The 17180-nt window shown below is 66.1% G+C and carries 24 protein-coding genes; 13 read left to right on the top strand and 11 right to left on the bottom strand.

What is annotated here, in order from left to right; translation table 11 throughout:
- Positions 1–17 precede the first annotated feature (17 nt).
- Positions 18–995, top strand: coding sequence for a quinone oxidoreductase family protein (locus CMV14_RS01790; RefSeq protein WP_066960045.1), 978 nt, complete (start codon positions 18–20; stop codon positions 993–995).
- A gap of 152 nt (positions 996–1147) precedes the next feature.
- Here the strand turns inward: CMV14_RS01790 and CMV14_RS01785 are convergent, their stop codons facing one another.
- The 9 genes from CMV14_RS01785 to hemE all read right to left on the bottom strand — a co-directional run bounded on the left by CMV14_RS01785 (position 1148) and on the right by hemE (position 8461).
- Positions 1148–2218, bottom strand: coding sequence for a choice-of-anchor A family protein (locus CMV14_RS01785; protein ID WP_066960042.1), 1071 nt, complete (start codon positions 2216–2218; stop codon positions 1148–1150).
- Between the two features lie 356 nt (positions 2219–2574).
- A complete protein-coding gene (locus CMV14_RS01780) occupies positions 2575–3225 on the bottom strand; it encodes a YjbE family putative metal transport protein (protein ID WP_066960039.1) in 651 nt (216 codons plus the stop codon).
- 81 nt (positions 3226–3306) lie between these two features.
- Positions 3307–3723, bottom strand: coding sequence for an arsenate reductase (glutaredoxin) (arsC, locus tag CMV14_RS01775; RefSeq protein ID WP_066960036.1), 417 nt, complete (start codon positions 3721–3723; stop codon positions 3307–3309).
- Positions 3720–4394 (bottom strand): aquaporin, encoded by a 675-nt coding sequence (locus CMV14_RS01770; protein ID WP_408014367.1) that lies wholly within the window; start codon positions 4392–4394, stop codon positions 3720–3722. The genes arsC and CMV14_RS01770 overlap by 4 nt, the downstream gene beginning before the upstream one ends.
- Positions 4373–4723 carry an ArsR/SmtB family transcription factor gene (locus CMV14_RS01765; RefSeq protein ID WP_066960029.1) on the bottom strand — a complete coding sequence of 117 codons (351 nt, stop codon included), beginning with the start codon at positions 4721–4723 and terminating at the stop codon, positions 4373–4375. The genes CMV14_RS01770 and CMV14_RS01765 overlap by 22 nt, the downstream gene beginning before the upstream one ends.
- Before the next feature lie 108 nt (positions 4724–4831).
- Positions 4832–5536, bottom strand: a complete 705-nt coding sequence (locus CMV14_RS01760; protein ID WP_066960026.1) for a class I SAM-dependent methyltransferase — start codon at positions 5534–5536, stop codon at positions 4832–4834.
- Between the two features lie 21 nt (positions 5537–5557).
- The gene (gene rho, locus CMV14_RS01755) at positions 5558–6814 is read right to left on the bottom strand and encodes a transcription termination factor Rho (RefSeq protein WP_066960023.1); all 1257 of its coding nucleotides are present in this window, start codon (positions 6812–6814) and stop codon (positions 5558–5560) included.
- A gap of 154 nt (positions 6815–6968) precedes the next feature.
- Positions 6969–7415 carry a CopD family protein gene (locus CMV14_RS01750; protein ID WP_066960020.1) on the bottom strand — a complete coding sequence of 149 codons (447 nt, stop codon included), beginning with the start codon at positions 7413–7415 and terminating at the stop codon, positions 6969–6971.
- 11 nt (positions 7416–7426) lie between these two features.
- Positions 7427–8461, bottom strand: a complete 1035-nt coding sequence (hemE, locus tag CMV14_RS01745) for a uroporphyrinogen decarboxylase (protein WP_066960017.1) — start codon at positions 8459–8461, stop codon at positions 7427–7429.
- A gap of 322 nt (positions 8462–8783) precedes the next feature.
- On the opposite strand from hemE, the gene CMV14_RS01740 reads away from it, so the two are divergent.
- The 11 genes from CMV14_RS01740 (at position 8784) to CMV14_RS01690 (ending at position 15404) form a co-directional block, all read left to right on the top strand.
- Entirely contained in the window at positions 8784–9614 is an 831-nt protein-coding gene (locus tag CMV14_RS01740) for a pyruvate, water dikinase regulatory protein (RefSeq protein WP_066960014.1), read from the top strand.
- 38 nt (positions 9615–9652) lie between these two features.
- Positions 9653–10207 carry a Maf family protein gene (locus CMV14_RS01735; protein WP_066960011.1) on the top strand — a complete coding sequence of 185 codons (555 nt, stop codon included), beginning with the start codon at positions 9653–9655 and terminating at the stop codon, positions 10205–10207.
- Positions 10204–11058 (top strand): shikimate dehydrogenase, encoded by an 855-nt coding sequence (gene aroE, locus CMV14_RS01730; RefSeq protein ID WP_066960008.1) that lies wholly within the window; start codon positions 10204–10206, stop codon positions 11056–11058. The genes CMV14_RS01735 and aroE overlap by 4 nt, the downstream gene beginning before the upstream one ends.
- 13 nt (positions 11059–11071) lie before the next feature.
- Complete coding sequence (gene coaE / locus CMV14_RS01725) at positions 11072–11692, top strand: dephospho-CoA kinase (RefSeq protein ID WP_066960006.1); 621 nt, start codon at positions 11072–11074, stop codon at positions 11690–11692.
- Positions 11673–12374: a DNA polymerase III subunit epsilon gene (gene dnaQ / locus CMV14_RS01720; protein WP_066960005.1), complete on the top strand. Its 702-nt coding sequence runs from the start codon at positions 11673–11675 to the stop codon at positions 12372–12374. The genes coaE and dnaQ overlap by 20 nt, the downstream gene beginning before the upstream one ends.
- Before the next feature lie 75 nt (positions 12375–12449).
- Positions 12450–13037 (top strand): ribosome hibernation-promoting factor, HPF/YfiA family, encoded by a 588-nt coding sequence (hpf, locus tag CMV14_RS01715; RefSeq protein WP_066960002.1) that lies wholly within the window; start codon positions 12450–12452, stop codon positions 13035–13037.
- Between the two features lie 19 nt (positions 13038–13056).
- Complete coding sequence (locus CMV14_RS01710) at positions 13057–13542, top strand: PTS sugar transporter subunit IIA (protein ID WP_083215697.1); 486 nt, start codon at positions 13057–13059, stop codon at positions 13540–13542.
- 9 nt (positions 13543–13551) lie between these two features.
- On the top strand, positions 13552–14007 hold the full coding sequence (locus tag CMV14_RS01705) for a PaaI family thioesterase (protein WP_066959996.1): 456 nt from the start codon (positions 13552–13554) through the stop codon (positions 14005–14007).
- Between the two features lie 46 nt (positions 14008–14053).
- Entirely contained in the window at positions 14054–14392 is a 339-nt protein-coding gene (locus CMV14_RS01700) for a DUF1491 family protein (RefSeq protein ID WP_066959992.1), read from the top strand.
- Positions 14393–14568: 176 nt separating this feature from the next.
- On the top strand, positions 14569–15045 hold the full coding sequence (locus CMV14_RS01695; protein WP_176488966.1) for an MmcB family DNA repair protein: 477 nt from the start codon (positions 14569–14571) through the stop codon (positions 15043–15045).
- Positions 15042–15404, top strand: a complete 363-nt coding sequence (locus CMV14_RS01690) for a DUF7079 family protein (RefSeq protein WP_066959986.1) — start codon at positions 15042–15044, stop codon at positions 15402–15404. Before CMV14_RS01695 ends, CMV14_RS01690 begins: the two co-directional genes overlap by 4 nt.
- Before the next feature lie 229 nt (positions 15405–15633).
- Here CMV14_RS01690 and CMV14_RS27530 read toward each other — a convergent pair whose 3' ends face one another.
- Positions 15634–15747 carry a winged helix-turn-helix transcriptional regulator gene (locus tag CMV14_RS27530; RefSeq protein ID WP_083215696.1) on the bottom strand — a complete coding sequence of 38 codons (114 nt, stop codon included), beginning with the start codon at positions 15745–15747 and terminating at the stop codon, positions 15634–15636.
- A 37-nt stretch (positions 15748–15784) separates the two neighbouring features.
- Positions 15785–16405, bottom strand: a complete 621-nt coding sequence (locus tag CMV14_RS01680) for an ankyrin repeat domain-containing protein (RefSeq protein WP_066959983.1) — start codon at positions 16403–16405, stop codon at positions 15785–15787.
- Between the two features lie 96 nt (positions 16406–16501).
- On the opposite strand from CMV14_RS01680, the gene CMV14_RS01675 reads away from it, so the two are divergent.
- Entirely contained in the window at positions 16502–17143 is a 642-nt protein-coding gene (locus CMV14_RS01675) for an SCO family protein (RefSeq protein ID WP_408014365.1), read from the top strand.
- Positions 17144–17180 lie beyond the last annotated feature (37 nt).

The raw sequence follows: 17180 nt of genomic DNA, 5'->3' as shown, positions 1-17180 counted from the left end.
GCCATCGGAGAGACCCGATGAAGGACTACCGGCTTGTCGTCCGCCAGTTCGGCGGCCCCGAGTTGATCGAGAGCGAGCCGCTGGTGGGCGGGCCGGTGGCGGCGGGCCAGGTGCGGGTCCGCCACCGTGCGATCGGGGTCAATTTCATCGACACCTACCATCGCAGCGGCCTCTATCCCTTTCCGCTTCCCGCAGCACTCGGGGTCGAGGCGGCGGGCATCGTCGAAGCGGCGGGCGAAGGCGTCGGCGGTTTCCTGCCCGGTGACCGGGTCGGCTATGTCAGCGCGACGCCCCGCAGCTATGCAAGCTGGGCCGATCTCCCCGCCGACCGGCTGATCCGGCTGCCCGATACGATCGACGACCGGACCGCGGCGGCGGTGCTGCTCAAGGGGCTGACCGTCCAGACCATGATCGCCGGCTGTGCCCGGATCGAGCCGGAGCAGAGCGCGCTGGTCCTCGCCGCCGCGGGCGGGGTCGGGCGGATGCTGGTGCAATGGCTATCGGCGATCGGCGTCCGGGTGATCGCCCATGCCGGATCGGCGGAAAAGGCCGCCATCGCCAGGGGGCTCGGCGCCAGCGAGGCGCTGCACGGCCCGTTCGAGACGCTGGCGGAGGCGGTGCGCGCGGCGAACGGCGGCGCGGGGGTCGACGTCGTATTCGACGGGGTCGGCGCGGCGAGCTGGAACGCATCGCTCGATTCGCTGCGGCCGCGCGGCCTGATGATCAGCTTCGGCAATGCATCGGGCCCGGTTCCGCCTTTCATCCCGCTTGACCTGACCAAGCGTGGCTCGCTGTTCCTGACACGCCCCAAAGTCCATGATTATATTGACAGCCGGGCGGAGCTGGACGCCGCCGCGGCGGCCTTGTTCGCGATGATCGCCGACGGCAAGCTCGATGTCGCGATCGGCCTCACCCTGCCGCTGTCCGATGCCGCCGAGGCCCATCGTGCGCTGGAGGGACGGCAAACCACGGGGTCGATCGTCCTGATCCCCTGATGCCCCGGTCACCTGGTGGCGGGCGTGAGCGGTTCGCGATCCGGTGGCGCCTCGGATAGGCCCAAGACCCGATGGGCTCTGAAAGTGGCTCTGCCCAAGAAAAAAGCCCGCCGAAGCGGGCCTTTTCCGATTGAGCCGTAGCGACGAAGGCCTCAGGCGGCCTGAAGCGACGCCGGTGCAAGAGTGCGGCGGCGCGTGCGCAGCATCCCGCCGACCAGGCCGAAACCGAGGATCAGCAGGCCCCAGGTCGACGGTTCGGGCGCCACCACGACCGAGGATCCGCTGCCGATGCTCGACAGATCGCCCTGGAAATAATTGTTGTGGATCTCGCCATTGGCGTTCTGGCGGACATTGTTGCCGATCACGGTGCCGTCGATATTGCCGCTGTTGCCGCCGGTGATGTCGGCGAACACGCCGAGGATCGAGCCCGAGAACTGACGGCCGATGTCGACCGTGGTCGCTTCGTAGAAGTTGAACAACACCCGCTCGTCATTGGCGAAGGTGTTGAAGTTGCGGTTGAAATCGATGTCGGTGCCGGCGACGTTGATCACCAGCGTGGCATCGCTCGGCAGGGTGACGAGCAGTTGCTGGTTCTGGTTGCCCTCGAACATCGCTTCCGACCAGTTGAGCACCTTGAGCCCCGAGCCGGTGACGTTGATCGTCTGGTTGTTGCTGTCACCGCCGACCGTGACGCCGCCGGTGTTGGCCAGCGCGGCGAGATTGGAGCTCAGGCTGGTCAGCGACGCCTTGATGTCGTTCTTCTGGCTGATCAGCGTGTTGGTGAAGCTGGGGCCCAGATCGGTGAAGGTGGTGTTGTTGGCAAAGGCGGTGCTGGTGCCGCCATAGTTGACGGCATTGTTGCCGTTATTGTTGAAATTGCCGCTGATATTGCCGCCGACGCTGATGCCGCCGCCCGCGTTGACGCTGCCCGCCATCGCGGCATTGCCGCCGACGGTGAGCGCCGGGGTGCCATATTGGGTGGACGGGATGCCGTTGTTGAGGATGCCGAAATTGCCGCCGGCGGTGAAATCGCCACCGACGAAGACGCGGCCGTCGACATGGTTGTACGACTGGAAATTGTTGAACGAGACGACGTTCCATTCCTTGAGCGCGGCGATCCCGGTCGACACGGACTGGCCGACCAGCGCGGCGGAGGCCGGCACGGCGGCCGCGAGGGCGATCAACCCGGCGGCAACAAGCGGAAAGGGACGGAACAGACGCATCGCATTACCCCACTGACACCGGCTCCAACGGCTCCCCTACGGGCCCAGCTCCGGTATGATTGCGGTACTCCTTAACAAAGCCGGGACGATTTATCCAGTAAAGTTTGAACAAATCCTTTCGATAGGCCTTATCGCCCTACACGATGACTGTAAGAATTTCCGACACCCACGCGTTGCGGATCACTCCGCCAAGTCATCATCAAGTATAGATTCGGAAACGCCAATATAGATTGTTAAAAGACTGTAACATGACCGCCGTCCGCCAGCGCGGAATTTCCGCGCCGGATCGAATCCCACGACCGTCGAAAAGCCCGATCCGGGGCCGAATCACCCCGGTCAGGCGGCGGATCGTCCGATCAGACGATCAGGGGCAGGAGCTGATGCCCACCTTCCCAGATCATCTTGAGGGCGACATAGAGGATCACCACCAGGCCGACATAGGCGATCCAGCGATAGCGCTCGATATAGCGCGCGATGAAATTGGCGGCGACGCCCATCAGCGCGACCGACAGCAGCAGGCCGATGACGAGGATGCCCGGATGGTCGCGCGCCGCGCCAGCGACCGCCAGGACATTGTCCAGGCTCATCGACACGTCAGCCACCGCGACCGCCCAGGCGGCGCCCAGGAAGGTCTTGCTCTGGGGGATGCCGTCATGCTCGGTCGGGTCGTCGCCGGGCACCATGCCGGCATGGCGGATCTCGCGGAACATCTTCCACGACACCCACAGCAGCAGCAGCCCGCCCGCGAAGACCAGCCCGATGATGCTCATCAGCAGGCTGACGCTGACCGCGAAGACGATCCGCAGCACCAGCGCGGCGACGATGCCGATCAGGATCACCTTGCGCCGCTGGTCCGGCGGCAGGCCGGCGGCGAGCGCGCCGACGACGATCGCATTGTCCCCGGCGAGCATGATGTCGATCATCAGCACCTGGGCGAAGGCCGCCATCGCGGCCGGGCTGCCGATGTTCGAGAAATCGGCGACGATGTGATTCCAGAGGTCGAGCATCCACCCTCCCTACCGAAACCCCGGCGCCTGTCGAGCCTGTTACCGTGGCGCGGGGTTAATCGGGCCGCCGATCGCACCGGATCAGCGCGGGATATCGACCCTTTCGCCATCCTCCTTGACGAAGCCGTCGGGCAGGCGATCGAGCAGCGACAGAACCTGTTCCGACGGCCGGCAGAGTCTGGTGCCCCTGGGCGTCACGACGATCGGGCGGTTGACCAGGATCGGATGCTCCACCATCGCTTCGAGCAGCGCCGCATCGGCCACGCCCTCGCCCAGCAGCCCCAGTTCGGCGGCGGACGTCCCCTTTTCGCGCAGCAGGGCGCGGGCGCCGATACCCATCTTCGCCAGCAGGTCTTCGAGCAGCGGGCGGGTCCAGCCGGCCTGGCGATAGTCGACGATATCAGGAGCGTAGCCGGCCGCCTCGATCATCGCCAGCGCGTTCCGGGAGGTGCCGCAGTCGGGATTATGGTAGATGATGATGGGAAAAGATCCGGTCATGTCGCGTGATCCCCGTAGAGCCATTCGAACAGGAAAAGGCCGGCCAGCGCACCGGCCAGCTGCCCGGCCAGGAACAGCGGCACCGATGCGGGCGCGATGCCGGCGAAGCTGTCGGTCAGCGCGCGGGCGATGGTGACCGCCGGATTGGCGAAGCTGGTCGAGGCGGTGAACCAGTAGGCGGCGGTGATGTAGAGACCGACCGCGACCGGGGTGAAGCCCGGCCTGGTCCGGCCGGTGCTGATGATCGTGCCGATCAGGCCGAGGGTCGCCACCGCCTCCGCCAGCCCCTGCGGCCAGCCGTCGCGCAGATGGGCCGACCGCTGCAGCACCGGTTCGGCGAACATCAGATGCGCGATCCACACCCCGGCGACCGCCCCCACGCCCTGCGCCGCCACATAGGCCGCTGCCGGCCCTGCCCCGATATCGCGCTTCAGCAGCATCACGATGGTCACGGCCGGGTTGAAATGCGCGCCCGACACCGGGCCGAACATGTGGATCAGTACGATCAGGCCGGCCCCGGTCGCGATCGAATTGCCGATCAGCGCTATCGCCGCATTCCCGCCGGCCAGCCGCTCGGCCATGATCCCCGAGCCGACCACGACGGCAAGCAGCAGCGCCGTGCCGATCGCCTCGGCGGCCAGCCGCCGGGTCATCGACGGGGCGGCGTGCATATATCCCCTTGCGCCAGCCCCGCCAGGTCCCCGCACAGCTCGGGCCGTCCGCCGCAGCAATCGTCGATGAGGAAGGTGAGCAGCGCCCGCATGCCCGCATAATCCGCCGTATAGATGATCGAGCGCCCTTCCCGCCGCGCGCAGACCAGCCCCGCCCGGTTGAGCAGCGTCAGATGGGTCGACAGGGTGTTGGGCCTGATGCCGACCTCCCGCGCGATCTCCCCCGCCGCCAGCCCGTCCGGCCCGGCGCGGACCAGCAGTCGGAACACCGCCAGCCGATGTCCCTGCGCCAGCGCGGACAGCGCCTCGACCGCCAAAGGTAACAGCATGTTCGCTCCCCGATTCGATAGTTCGGCAAATATCGAAATATTCGGAGACCGCAAGACGCGATTGCTACGCCCGCTGATCGCCCGGACAGGACCGGGCGGAGGATTCGCCTATCTCTTCACCAGTTCGACATAGAGCCAGCCGCGCAGCGGGGCGAGCAGGCCGACCTTCATGATCAGCTTCTCATAGAAGGTCGCCAGCAGGAACAGCGGGCCGACCCGGTAGAACATGGCCGGATATTGGCCGTGCCGCTCGAACCGCTCGATCGTGAAGCCGTGCGCCGCCGCATGGTGCGCGATCTGGCCGCGATCGTTGGTCCGGTAGGCGGTCGGGAAGACGTCGATCTCCTCCCGGCCCTCGAAGCGGCGGACGATCGCGGCGTGGAAGCGGTTCGGCGTCATCCGCGACACCAGCGAGACATAGTCCCAGCGGTTGGCGGTGAGGAATATCCAGCGGCCGCCGGGCTTCAGCAGCCGCGCCGTCTCAGCATATACGGCGTGCGGATCGACGACATGCTCCATCACCGAACGCGAATAGACCAGGTCGGCGCTGGCGTCGGGCAGCGGCAGCTTCGCCAGATCGGCCTCGATCAGCTCCATGCCGGGCTGGGGCTCGAGATGGACGAGGTCGGCGCCGATCAGGGTGGCGCCGCTCTCGCGCAGTTCCTGGAGATTGGGGGCGGTGTGGCCGCAGCCGGCATCGAGGATCGTCATCCCCGGCCCGGCCAGTTCGAGCAGCCGGCGTTTCAGGCGGCGATAGGGATGCTCCACATCCCGCCAGAAACGGTCGTAGGTCCAGTCGGTGAGGCCCCCCAAGCCCAGCCTCCTCCGCCGCGCTTACTGATTCATCGAATCGAAGAAGTCCTCGTTGGTCTTCGAGTCCTTCATCTTGTCGAGCAGGAACTCCATAGCGTCGATCGTGCCCATCTGCATCAGGATACGACGCAGCACCCACATCTTGCTGAGCTTGCCCTTGTCGACCAGCAGCTCTTCCTTGCGGGTGCCGGACTTGCCGACGTCCATCGCCGGGAAGATGCGCTTGTCCGCCACCTTGCGGTCGAGCACGATCTCCGAATTGCCGGTGCCCTTGAACTCCTCGAAGATCACCTCGTCCATGCGGCTGCCGGTGTCGATCAGGGCGGTGGCGATGATCGAAAGCGAGCCGCCCTCCTCGATGTTGCGCGCGGCGCCGAAGAAGCGCTTCGGCCGCTGCAGCGCATTGGCGTCGACACCGCCGGTCAGCACCTTGCCCGACGAGGGGACAACGGTGTTGTAGGCACGGCCGAGACGGGTGATGGAGTCGAGCAGGATGACGACATCCTTCTTGTGCTCGACGAGGCGCTTGGCCTTCTCGATCACCATCTCGGCGACCTGGACGTGGCGCTGGGCCGGCTCGTCGAAGGTCGAACTGATGACCTCGCCCTTCACCGAGCGCTGCATGTCGGTGACTTCCTCGGGCCGCTCGTCGATCAGCAGTACGATCAGGAACACCTCGGGATGGTTGTCGGTGATGGCGCGCGCCATGTTCTGGAGCAGCACCGTCTTGCCGACGCGCGGCGGCGCGACGATCAGCGCGCGCTGGCCCTTGCCCTGCGGCGCGATGATGTCGATCACCCGCGAGGACTTGTCCTTGATCGTCGGATCATGGTTGTCGAGGGTCAGCTTCTCTTCGGGATAGAGCGGCGTGAGATTGTCGAAATTGACGCGGTGGCGGACGACGTCGGGATCGTCGAAGTTGATCGAGATCAGCCGGGTCAACGCGAAATAGCGCTCGCCATCCTTGGGTGCCCGGATCTCGCCCTCGACCGTGTCGCCGGTGCGCAGGCCGAATTTGCGGACCTGGTTCGGCGAGACATAGATGTCGTCGGGCCCGGCCAGATAATTGGCTTCCGGGCTGCGCAGGAAGCCGAAGCCGTCGGGCAGCACCTCGATCGTGCCCTCGCCCATGATCTGCTCGCCATTCTCGGCCTCGACCTTGAGGATGCCGAACATCAGGTCCTGCTTGCGCATCGTCGACGCGCCCTCGACGCCCAGCTCCTCGGCCATGGAGACGAGGTCGGCGGGGCTCTTCTTCTTGAGGTCCTTGAGGTGCATCTGGAGAAATCCTGGGCGTATTCTGGGAGGGATCGGGCGGCGGGAAAGCGCGCTGCTTCGACAGTGTGAAGGTGGAAAGGGTCCCTGCTCGAACGGCGGGCCTGTTCTACGCGCGAGGTAAGCGCGCGGCGGGATCAAGTCAAGCGGCGTGCGATCAGAAGGGGCGGACGATCACCAGGATGACGACGATCGCGGTGGCGATGGCGGGGGCCTCGTTCATGAAGCGCAACGCGGTATCGGACGCGGGCCGATAGCCCGAAGCCATGCGCCTGCCATAGCCGATCATCCAGCCATGATAGCCCGACAGCAGGAAGACCGTGGCGAACTTCGCCTGGAACCAGTGGACCCCCCAAAGATCCTGATCGAAGGCAAGCGCGAGCCCGAACAGCCAGACCAGGATCATCGCCGGCGTGATGATGATCGCGCGCAGCCGCCGCTCGCGCTCCACCCAGGCACGGTCCTCGGCCGAGCCCGGCGCGCTCGCGCTGTGGTAGATGAAGAAGCGCGGCAGCATGAACAGCCCCGCCATCCAGAAGATCACGAAGATGAGGTGGGCCGCCTTCACCCAGGGATAGGCATTGCCGAGAAATCCCATGAACATGCGGTTCGCCCCTAGCCCCTTAGCCGGCCGAGCAACTGCTCGACATGCGCGATCGGCGTGTCGAGCTGGATGCCATGGCCCAGGTTGAACACATGCGGGCGCTCCGCGAAAGCCCCCCTGATCGCATCGATCGCCTCGTCGAGCCGCGCTCCGCCCGTGATCAGCGCGAGCGGATCGAGATTGCCTTGCACCGGCAGCCCCTCCGGCAGGCTGGCATCGGCCCAGACCGGATCGACCGTCTCGTCCAGCCCGACCGCGTCCACCCCCGTCTCCCGCGCATAGGCGGGCAGCTTGCCGCCCGCGCCCTTGGGGAAACCGATGATCGGCGTGCCCGGATGGCGGGCGTGGAGCCGTTTCGCCAGCTCGGCGGTGGGCGCCACCACCCAGCGCTCGAACTCGCGAGGGGCGAGGCTGCCCGACCAGCTGTCGAACAGCTGCACCGCGTCGACCCCGGCCTCGACCTGCCTCGACAGATAATCGGCGGTCGCGTCGACCAGCGCATCGATGATCGCCTGGAAGGCGGCCGGATCGCGATAGGCCATGCGCCGCGTCTCGGCCTGTTCCTTGCTGCCCTGCCCGGCGACCATGTAGGTCGCGACCGTCCACGGGCTTCCCGCGAAGCCCAGGAAGGTGGTCGTCGCCGGAAGCTGCTCGCGGACCTTGCGGATCGTGCCGTAGATCGGTTCGAGCAGCTCGGGCGCCGGCGTCAGGCTGTCGAGCGTGCGATCGACCAGCGTCGGCGACAGCCGCGGCCCCTCGCCCGCCTCGAAGCGCAGGTCCTGGCCCAGCGCATGGGGGATGACGAGGATGTCGGAGAACAGGATCGCCCCGTCGAAGCCGAAGCGGCGGATCGGCTGCATCGTGATCTCGCAGGCGGCGTCGCTGTCATAGGCCAGTTCGAGGAAGCCGCCCTTGCTGGCCCGGAGCGCGCGATATTCGGGCAGGTAGCGCCCCGCCTGGCGCATCAGCCAGACCGGCGGGGGATCGCGGCGCTCGCCCCGGAGCACGGCAAGCAGGGGGCGCGTCTCGGCGGACAGGGCTGCCATTATCTTCCTTATCTAGATTCTTTAAAAAGGAACTGAAGAGGTTGTAGGGGGGTTGGGAGCCGGGGTTTATTCACAGTTGGCGCGATTGCCAACAGCTTGACTCATGCAAAACGGCGCCGCCGCCACGAGTCTTTTGCTCCATTCCCATTATCCACAGGCTGTGGACGGATATCGTCCCCTGTGGATGAGTCATGGAACGGTACGGCCGTCAGCGGGGATGAAAGCGCGGCTTGAAACCATGCCCACCGTTCCGCTAGCCCCGTCCCTATGTTTTTCCACAGGTCCTTCCCCAAATGTTTCGAATGACGGCTGAGGTCGCATCATGATCCGCCTCCACCTTCATCTGCTGTCGGATTCGACCGGCGAGACGCTGGAGAATATCGCCAAGGCCGGGCTCGCCCAGTTCGAAGGCGTGGAGACGATCAAGCATTTCTGGCCGATGGTCCGCAGCCAGGGCCATCTCGACCGGATATTGCTGGAAATCGCGCAGCGGCCGGGCCTGGTGATCTTCACCCTGGTCAACAACGAGATCCGCACCCGGCTGGAATCGCGCTGCCACGCGCTGGGCCTGCCCAGCGTTTCGGCGCTCGATCCGGTGATCGACGCGCTGTCGCAGCTGCTGGGCCAGCAGGCCCTTGCCCGGCCCGGGCGGCAGCATATGTTGGACGCCGCCTATTATGCCCGGGTCGAGGCGATCCAGTACACGATCGCGCATGACGACGGCATCGCCTCGGAGGACTGGGAAGAAGCCGACATCATCCTGACCGGCGTGTCGCGCTCGTCCAAGACGCCGACCTCGATCTACCTCGCCAATCGCGGTTACAAGGTTGCGAACGTGCCGCTGGTCGTCGAATCGCCGCCGCCCGCGTCCTTCTATACGCTGGTCCATCCGCTGATCGTCGGGCTGACGACCAGCCCCGACCGGCTGATCCAGATCCGTCGCAACCGGCTGCTCTCGCTCAACCAGTCGCCCGAGACCGCCTATGTCGACCAGGAGAAGGTGGTTGCCGAACTGACCTTCGCGCGGCGCATCTTCTCCGACCATGGCTGGCCGGTGATCGACGTCACCCGCCGCTCGATCGAGGAGACCGCCGCGGCGATCATCAACCTCGTCAACGAGCGCGCGGCGAAAAACGAGGGTGAGGGGCTGTGAGGTTGATCCTCGCCTCGCAATCCGCATCCCGCCGGGCGATGCTCGCCGCCGCCGGAGTGCCGCATGAGGCGATGGCCGCCGCCGTCGACGAGGAGTCGATGAAGGCCGGGCTGCGCGCCGAAGGGGTCTCGCCCCGCAACCTCGCCGACGCGCTGGCCGAGCTCAAGGCGACCAAGCTGTCGCATCGCCACCCGACCGATCTCGTCCTCGGCTGCGATTCCACGGTCGCCTTCGAGGACGGCACGATGATCGACAAGGCAGCGAGCCGCGAGGAACAGCGCGATCTGCTCAGGCGGCTGAGCGGCACCCGCCACAAGCTGCACAGCGCGGCGGTGATCTGCGAGGGCGGGGTGCCGGTGTGGCGCCATGTCGATAGCGCGACCCTGCATGTCCGGGCCCTCAGCGACGCCTTCATCGATGGCTATATGGAGGCCGAATGGCCGGCGATCGGCCATTGCGTCGGCGGTTACCGGATCGAGGGGCTGGGCGCGCAGCTCTTCGCGCGGATCGAGGGCAGCCAGTTCACCATATTAGGGCTGCCGCTCCTCCCCCTGCTCGACTATCTCCGGACGCGGGGAGTGATCGAGTCATGAGCGACGTGCCATTTGCCGAGGTGATCGGCGATCCGATCAGCCATTCCAAATCGCCGATGATCCACAATTTCTGGCTCGAACGTGCTGGAATCCAGGCGGAATATCGCGCTTCTCATGTGAAGCCTGAAGATCTTTGGACGTTTTTCGAGGATCGCCGCCGAAACCCTTTGTGGCGCGGCTGCAATGTCACGATTCCGCACAAGCAGGCGGTGATGAAACTGCTCGACCGGATCGATCCTGCCGCCGAGCGGATCGGCGCGGTCAACACGGTGGTTCCCGAGGATGGCAAGCTCGTCGGCTATAATACGGATTATATTGGCTTTCTCGAACCGCTTCAGCCGTTGCTGGCGCAGAACCACCTGTTCCGCATGGCGCGGATCATCGGCTCGGGCGGGGCGGCCAAGGCGGTGGCCCTGGCGCTGCACGACCATGGTTTCACCTGCGTGATCATCGCCCGCGACATCGAGAAGGCGAAGGCACTGCGCGAGAGCTTCGAGCCCGACGACCGGCTGGTCGCCCCGCTCGACATCTTCGCCGAGCCGACCGACTTCCCGTTCGACGACCGCGAGGGGATACTCGACCTCGTCGTCAATACCACGTCGCTGGGCATGAAGGGCCAGCCGCCGCTGCTGCTCGACTTCAGCCATGTCCCGCCCAATTCGGTGATCTACGACATCGTCTATGCGCCGCTGGAGACGCCGCTGCTCGCCGAGGGCCGGGCGCGGGGGCTGCGCGCGATCGACGGGCTGCACATGCTGGTCGGCCAGGCGGCGGCGGCGTTCGAGCGCTTCTTCGGCCGCCCGGCCCCGCGCGATGCCGACGATCGGCTGCGGGCGATGCTGATCGCATGATCATGGGTCCCGCATGATCGTCCTCGGCCTCACCGGATCGATCGGCATGGGCAAGTCGACGGTGGCGAAGATGTTCGTCCGCTCGGGCGTGCCGCTGTTCGACGCCGATGCCGAGGTCCACCGGCTGCAGGGCCGGAACGGACGGCTGGTGGCGGCGATCGAGCAGGCCTTCCCCGGCACCGCCAGCCCCCACGGCATCGATCGCGCGGTGCTCTCCAAATATGTGCTCGGCGACCGCGAGGCGCTGCGCCGGCTCGAACGCATCGTCCATCCCGCCGTGGCCGAGTCGCGCCGTATCTTCCTGCGCCGGCACCGCTCCCGGCCGCTGGTCGTGCTCGATATCCCGCTGCTGTTCGAGAAGAAGGGCTGGCGCCAGGTCGACGCCATCGCCGTGGTCTCAGCCCCGGCCTGGAAACAGGCCCGCCGCGTACTGGCAAGGCCGGGCATGAACCCCTTGAAACTCAAGCATATCCGATCGCTGCAGCTGCCCGATCACAAGAAGCGGGCGCGTGCCGATTTCGTGATAGACAATGGCGGCACGATCGATCGGACGCGGCGCTCGATCCGTCATCTCGTCACTTGCCTCTCGGCGCATGGAGTCCGATATTGTCGGCATGCGCGAGATCGTCTTTGATACCGAAACGACCGGCCTCAACCCCGCAACGGGCGACCGGCTGGTCGAAATAGGCTGTATCGAACTGATCAACCGGGTCGAGACCGGGCGCACCTATCATTGCTATTTCAACCCGCAGCGTTCGATGCCGATCGAGGCGGAGAATGTCCACGGCCTGTCCGAACGCTTCCTGAGCGACAAGCCCCTGTTCGCCGACAAGGTGGAGGAGCTGCTGGAGTTCATCGGCGATTCGCCGCTCGTCGCGCACAATGCCGGCTTCGACTTCGGCTTCCTCAACGCAGAGCTGGGGCTGTGCAGCCGCGAGGCAATCTGCCTGACGCGGATGATCGACACCGTCGCGATCGCCCGCAAGGTCCACCCCGGTGCCAAGCACACGCTGGACGCGCTGTGCACCCGCTACGGGATCGATCGCAGCCATCGCGTCAAGCATGGCGCGCTGCTCGACGCGCAGCTGCTGGCGCAACTCTATGTCGAACTGACCGGCGGCCGCCAGATCGGCCTGTCGATCGGAGAGGTGATCGTCGAGGAGACGATCATCGTCGCCACCACGCGCGCGGCTGTCGCCGCCCGCACCATCAGGGCGATCCGCCCCCATCATGCCAGCGAGGAGGAACTGGAGAGACACAAGGCGTTTATCGAGAAGCTGGATTCGCCGCTCTGGCTGGAAGGTGCCGCTGCCTGATCGATCCGTTAAGATGCGGATGACATCGGGCGGTCGGATACCCCATCATCGGCTGCATATGGTTGGAGAATTGCTATGGAAATTCGTGTTTCGGGACATCAGGTCAACACGGGCGACGCCCTTCGCACCCATGTCGAGGACCGGCTCCACGCGATCGCCGACAAATATTTCTCGCGAAGTCTCTCCGCCCATGTGACCTTCGGCCGGGGCCAGCACGGCAACGGCTTCTCCTGCGACATCGTGGCCCACGTCATGCACGGCGTGATCCTGAAGGGATCGGGCCATGCGATGGAGGCGCATCCGAGCTTCGACCAGGCCGCCGATCGGGTCGAGACCCAGCTGCGCCGCTACATGAACCGGCTGAAATCGCGCAACGGCGCCAGTGTCATGCCTTCGCTCGAGGCGATTGATGACAATGCCGGCTATACGGTGTTCGAAGCGCCGCGCGAGGAAGAGGAGGAAAGCGGCGACAGCCCGGTGATCATCGCGGAGACCCGCGTCGATGTTCCCGATGCCTCCGTTTCGGATGCGGTGATGATGCTGGATTTGCGAAATACCACCGCGCTTCTTTTCCGAAATTCTGGTACCGGCGCCTTCAATATGGTGTATCGGCGCAGTGACGGCACGATCGGCTGGGTGGAGCCGAGCCGGGCAGCCGGATAAGGACAGCGAACCCCGTCGAATGACTGACAGCAAATCGATGGACGACCTGAGCGACCTGTTGTCGCCTCAGGCGATACAGGCCGCGTTGGTCGTCCCGAACAAAAAGGCGCTGTTCCAGCAGCTTGCCGGTCATGCCACGAAGCTGGTGGATGCCGATGCGCGGATGATCGTCGATCGCCTCGTCGAACGCGAGCGGCTGGGCTCTACCGGCTTCGGCGGCGGCATCGCCATCCCGCATGGGAAGATCGAGGGGCTCGATCGAGTCGTGGGCCTGTTCGCCCGACTCGGCACCCCGATCGACTTCGCCGCGATCGACGATCTGCCGGTCGATCTGGTGTTCCTGCTGCTGTCGCCGGTCGATGCCGGCGTCGAGCATCTGAAGGCGCTCGCCCGGGTCAGCCGCCGGCTGCGCGACAAGGCCTTCGTCGCCAAGTTGCGGGGTGCCGGATCGGACGACGCGCTCTATGCGCTGTTTGCCACCGGCGAGGCCCGCGACGCCGCCTGAGGCCCACCGATGACCGGCGAGACCGGCGCCGAAGCGCATTATCGCGCACTCGAGTCGCTCTATGCGGCGGCGCCGATCAACCGGCTGTTCACATCCCGGCTGGAGATTCCGCGCGAAGGGGAGTCGCGCATCCACTTCGAGATCGAGCCGAGCCATTATCACGCCGCCGGCGCGGCCCATGGCACCACCTATTTCAAGATGCTCGACGATGCCGCCTTCTATGCGGCGAACAGCCTGGTCAATGATTTCTTCCTGCTGACCACCGCCTTCAACCTGCTGCTGACCCGCCCGCTGAAGGCCGGGCCGATCACCGCCGAGGGCCGCTGGGTCAACGGCCGCCGCCGGGTGCTGGTCGCCGATGCGCGGCTGATCGATGCCGAGGGGGAGGAGGTGGCGCGCGGCACCGGCACCTTCATGCGATCGCGCATCCGCCTGGCCTCGCTGCCCGGTTACGCCCGCTCGTGACGGTTTCAGCGAAGCTGAAACGGCGGGCCGGCACCGTACCCGAAAGATGACCGAGCCGCGGCCCGCCACCGGGCTGCTCGTCTCGGCGCTGATCCGCCGGATTGAGGCCGAGGGCGGCTCTGCGATGGTGCTCGCCAGGGGTGACGCGATCGCGGGCGCGCTGCTGCTGCTGCTGGCGGACCGCGGCGTGCTGTCTGGAATCGCGGAACGCATGTGGCGCTTCGACGGCGGCTATGGGCTGGACTTTGTAGGGCCCACCGATCCGGACAAACCGGGGGTCGCCGCCGACTATATCGCCCGCCGCCGCAAGTCCGACCCCGACCTGTGGGCGGTCGAGATCGATCATCCGGAAGCGGAGCGGATCGCGGGCGAGGTGCTGCTGTGATGAAGGTCCTCCCTATCGCGTAGCGATGGGGAGGGGGACCATGCGCAGCATGGTGGAAGGGCGGCGCCCTGGCGCCGTCTTCGACGGCTTACTCTTTCACCACCCTCCCCGGCTTTGCCAGGGAGGATCTTGATCGGTCCCTTTCCTTCGTTCCCGCCTTGTTCTATCCTCCCGCCATGGCCAGCGCCCCCGAGTCCCTCGCCCCGATGATCGCCGCCGATGTCGCGCGCGGCGTGGCGCGGCTGTTCCTCCAGGCGGAGATGACGCCGCTGCCGGAGGTTCCGCTCGGCAATGGCCGCCGCGCCGACATCATGGCGATCGATGCCAGGGGCTGCATCACCATCGTCGAGATCAAGGTGTCGCGCGCCGATCTGCTCGGCGATGCGAAATGGCCCTTCTATCTCGACTATTGCGACCGCTTCTTCTGGGCGGTGCCCGGCGGGTTCGACCTCAGCCCGTTCGAGACCGAGGCGTTCCAGCCCGGCTGCTGCGGCCTGATCGTCGCCGACCGCTACGACGCCGCGATCCTGCGCGAGCCGCTCCACCGCCCGCTGCCGGGCGCGCGGCGCAAGGCGGAGACGCTGCGCTTCGCAAGACGCGCGGCCCGGCGGCTGTGGGGGGAGCTCGATCCGTTTCCGGAGAGCTGTGTGTGACGCTGTCGGCGGCCGAGATCGAAAACAGATTGCCGCTGTGGACTGCGTTGTCGGAACTGTTTCTGGATACGGAAGTGGATTACCGGCGCCTTGCCGACGCCGTCCGCATGTCGGGATTCGCTTTGCACGACGTTGAAATCATCCTGCGCAGCGAAGTGTTTCCGGCTTTCGTCGGCGCGATGCATCCGGTCGCTGGCGAATGGATACCCTGGGATGAGGCGGAAGTTCGCGAGATCGTGACCCGATCGATGGCAGGAAACCGGCCATGGTTCGGATCGATGCTGAGGAAGTTCTTCTTCTGGGGGATGATAGAGTCCCAGTGGCAGAAGGTTGCTCTCCTGGTCCGCGACAATCCCTGAATCGTCATGCCCGCCCCTCGACTGCCTGCAAGGCAGGCGCTCGGGATAAACTTTCGCCGAAGGCGAAAGGCTGGCGTCCATGTCTGTCTTCGCTCACGACGGCATCCGGTCTTTGAGAGACATGGACCCCAGCCTGCGCTGGGGTGACGATGAAAGAACAGGGCTTCCTTCTCTCATCGAACGCCGTCCGTGCCGCCTCGATGCTCTCCAGATTCGCCTCGGCCCATAGTCACACCCCGCCAAATGCCTCGCTCAGTGTCTCGCCCGGCGCGGTCAGCCGATAGTCGACATGGGGCGGGATCGCCGGGTGGATGGTGCGGTGGACCGGCCCGTCGCGTTCCATCTGGCGCGCCCCCGGCCCGTGCCGGAGCGGTGGCCGGTCAGAGGCCGGGGCCCGACATCTTGGGCTTGGGCTTGGCGACGGTCTTGTTCTCGTCGATCAGCTTGAGCACCGCCGCGCCGCGCGGATCCTCGGCGGCATAGTCGCGCGCCGACTTGCCGGCGATGCGATCGGCGATCTTCGCGTCGGCGCCGTTGGCCAGCAGGATGCGGACCAGCGGCACGTTGCGCTGCTGCACCGCGATGATCAGCGGCGTTTCCCCGCTGCTGTTGCCGAGATTGACCTGCGCGCCGCGCGACAGCAGCAGTTCCGCCCCTTCGGGAAAGCCGAGCAGCGCCGTGAAATGCAGCGCGGTGTTGCCCTTGCCGTCCTTGACATTGGGGTTGGCGCCCCGGCTCAGCATGAAGTTCGACCAGGTCAGGTCGCGCCGCTTGATGGTGATGATCAGCGCGGTCTCGCCGGTGGTGTAGTCGCGCGTGTTGATCAGGGTCGCGCCGTTCCCCTGCAGCGCCTTGGTCGCCTTGTCGCCGTCCGACTGGCGGACTGCGTTGAGGAAATTATAGCTGTCGGAAAATTGCGCGGCGGCGGGGGTGGCGGCGAGCGCCAGCGCCACGGCGGCGAAGCTCGGCAGGATAAGGCGGCGGATCATCTTGTGGGTCATGTCCCTGTTACGAAACGCTCAACCGGTGGGCGAGCCGTCACCTCACCGATCAGGCTCTTGCTTGTGGGCCAATAGCAAAGCATGGCTGGCGGCACCATGAACAATCCCACCCTTCGACCGCTGGTCGCCGCCCTGCTGGCGATGGCCGCGCTGCCGCTGTCGGGCTGCGGCGGCCCGCCCGAGACTCCCCCCCTGGCCGATGCCCGGATCGGCGGCCCCCTCACGCTGGTCGACCAGGACGGCAAGGCGGTGAAGGACAGCGATTTCGCCGGCAAATACCGGCTGATCTATTTCGGCTACACCTTCTGCCCCGATGTCTGCCCGGTCGACGTGCAGACGATCATGAAGGGCTATCGCCTGCTCCGGCAGCGCAACCCCGATCTAGCCGCGCGGGTGCAGCCGATCTTCATCACCGTCGATCCCGAACGCGACACCCCCGCCGCGCTCAAGGCCTATACCAACGCCTTCCCCGGCCTCGTCGCGCTGACCGGGACGCCGGCCCAGATCGCCGCCACCGCCAAGGCCTTCGCGGTCTATTACCAGAAGATCCCCGCCAAGCAGGACAAGAAGGACCCGCGCCCGCCCGAGCAGTTCGCGGCCGAAGAGAAGAACAACTATCTGATGGACCATAGCCGCACGGCGATGCTCTTCGGCCCCGGGGGCGAGCCGCTCGCTCTCGTCGCCCAGGACAAGGGCGCCGAGGCGGTGGCCGGCGACATCGAGCGCTGGGCGCGTTGATCGGTTAGCCCTCAAGCGCCGGGCGGCGGACATGTGT

Origin of the sequence: Rhizorhabdus dicambivorans (genome assembly GCF_002355275.1) — a bacterium.
GTDB classification, from domain to species: Bacteria; Pseudomonadota; Alphaproteobacteria; order Sphingomonadales; family Sphingomonadaceae; genus Rhizorhabdus; species Rhizorhabdus dicambivorans.
The sequence above is the reverse complement of the archived record's forward strand: the minus strand, read 5'-3'. Positions and strand labels throughout refer to the sequence as shown.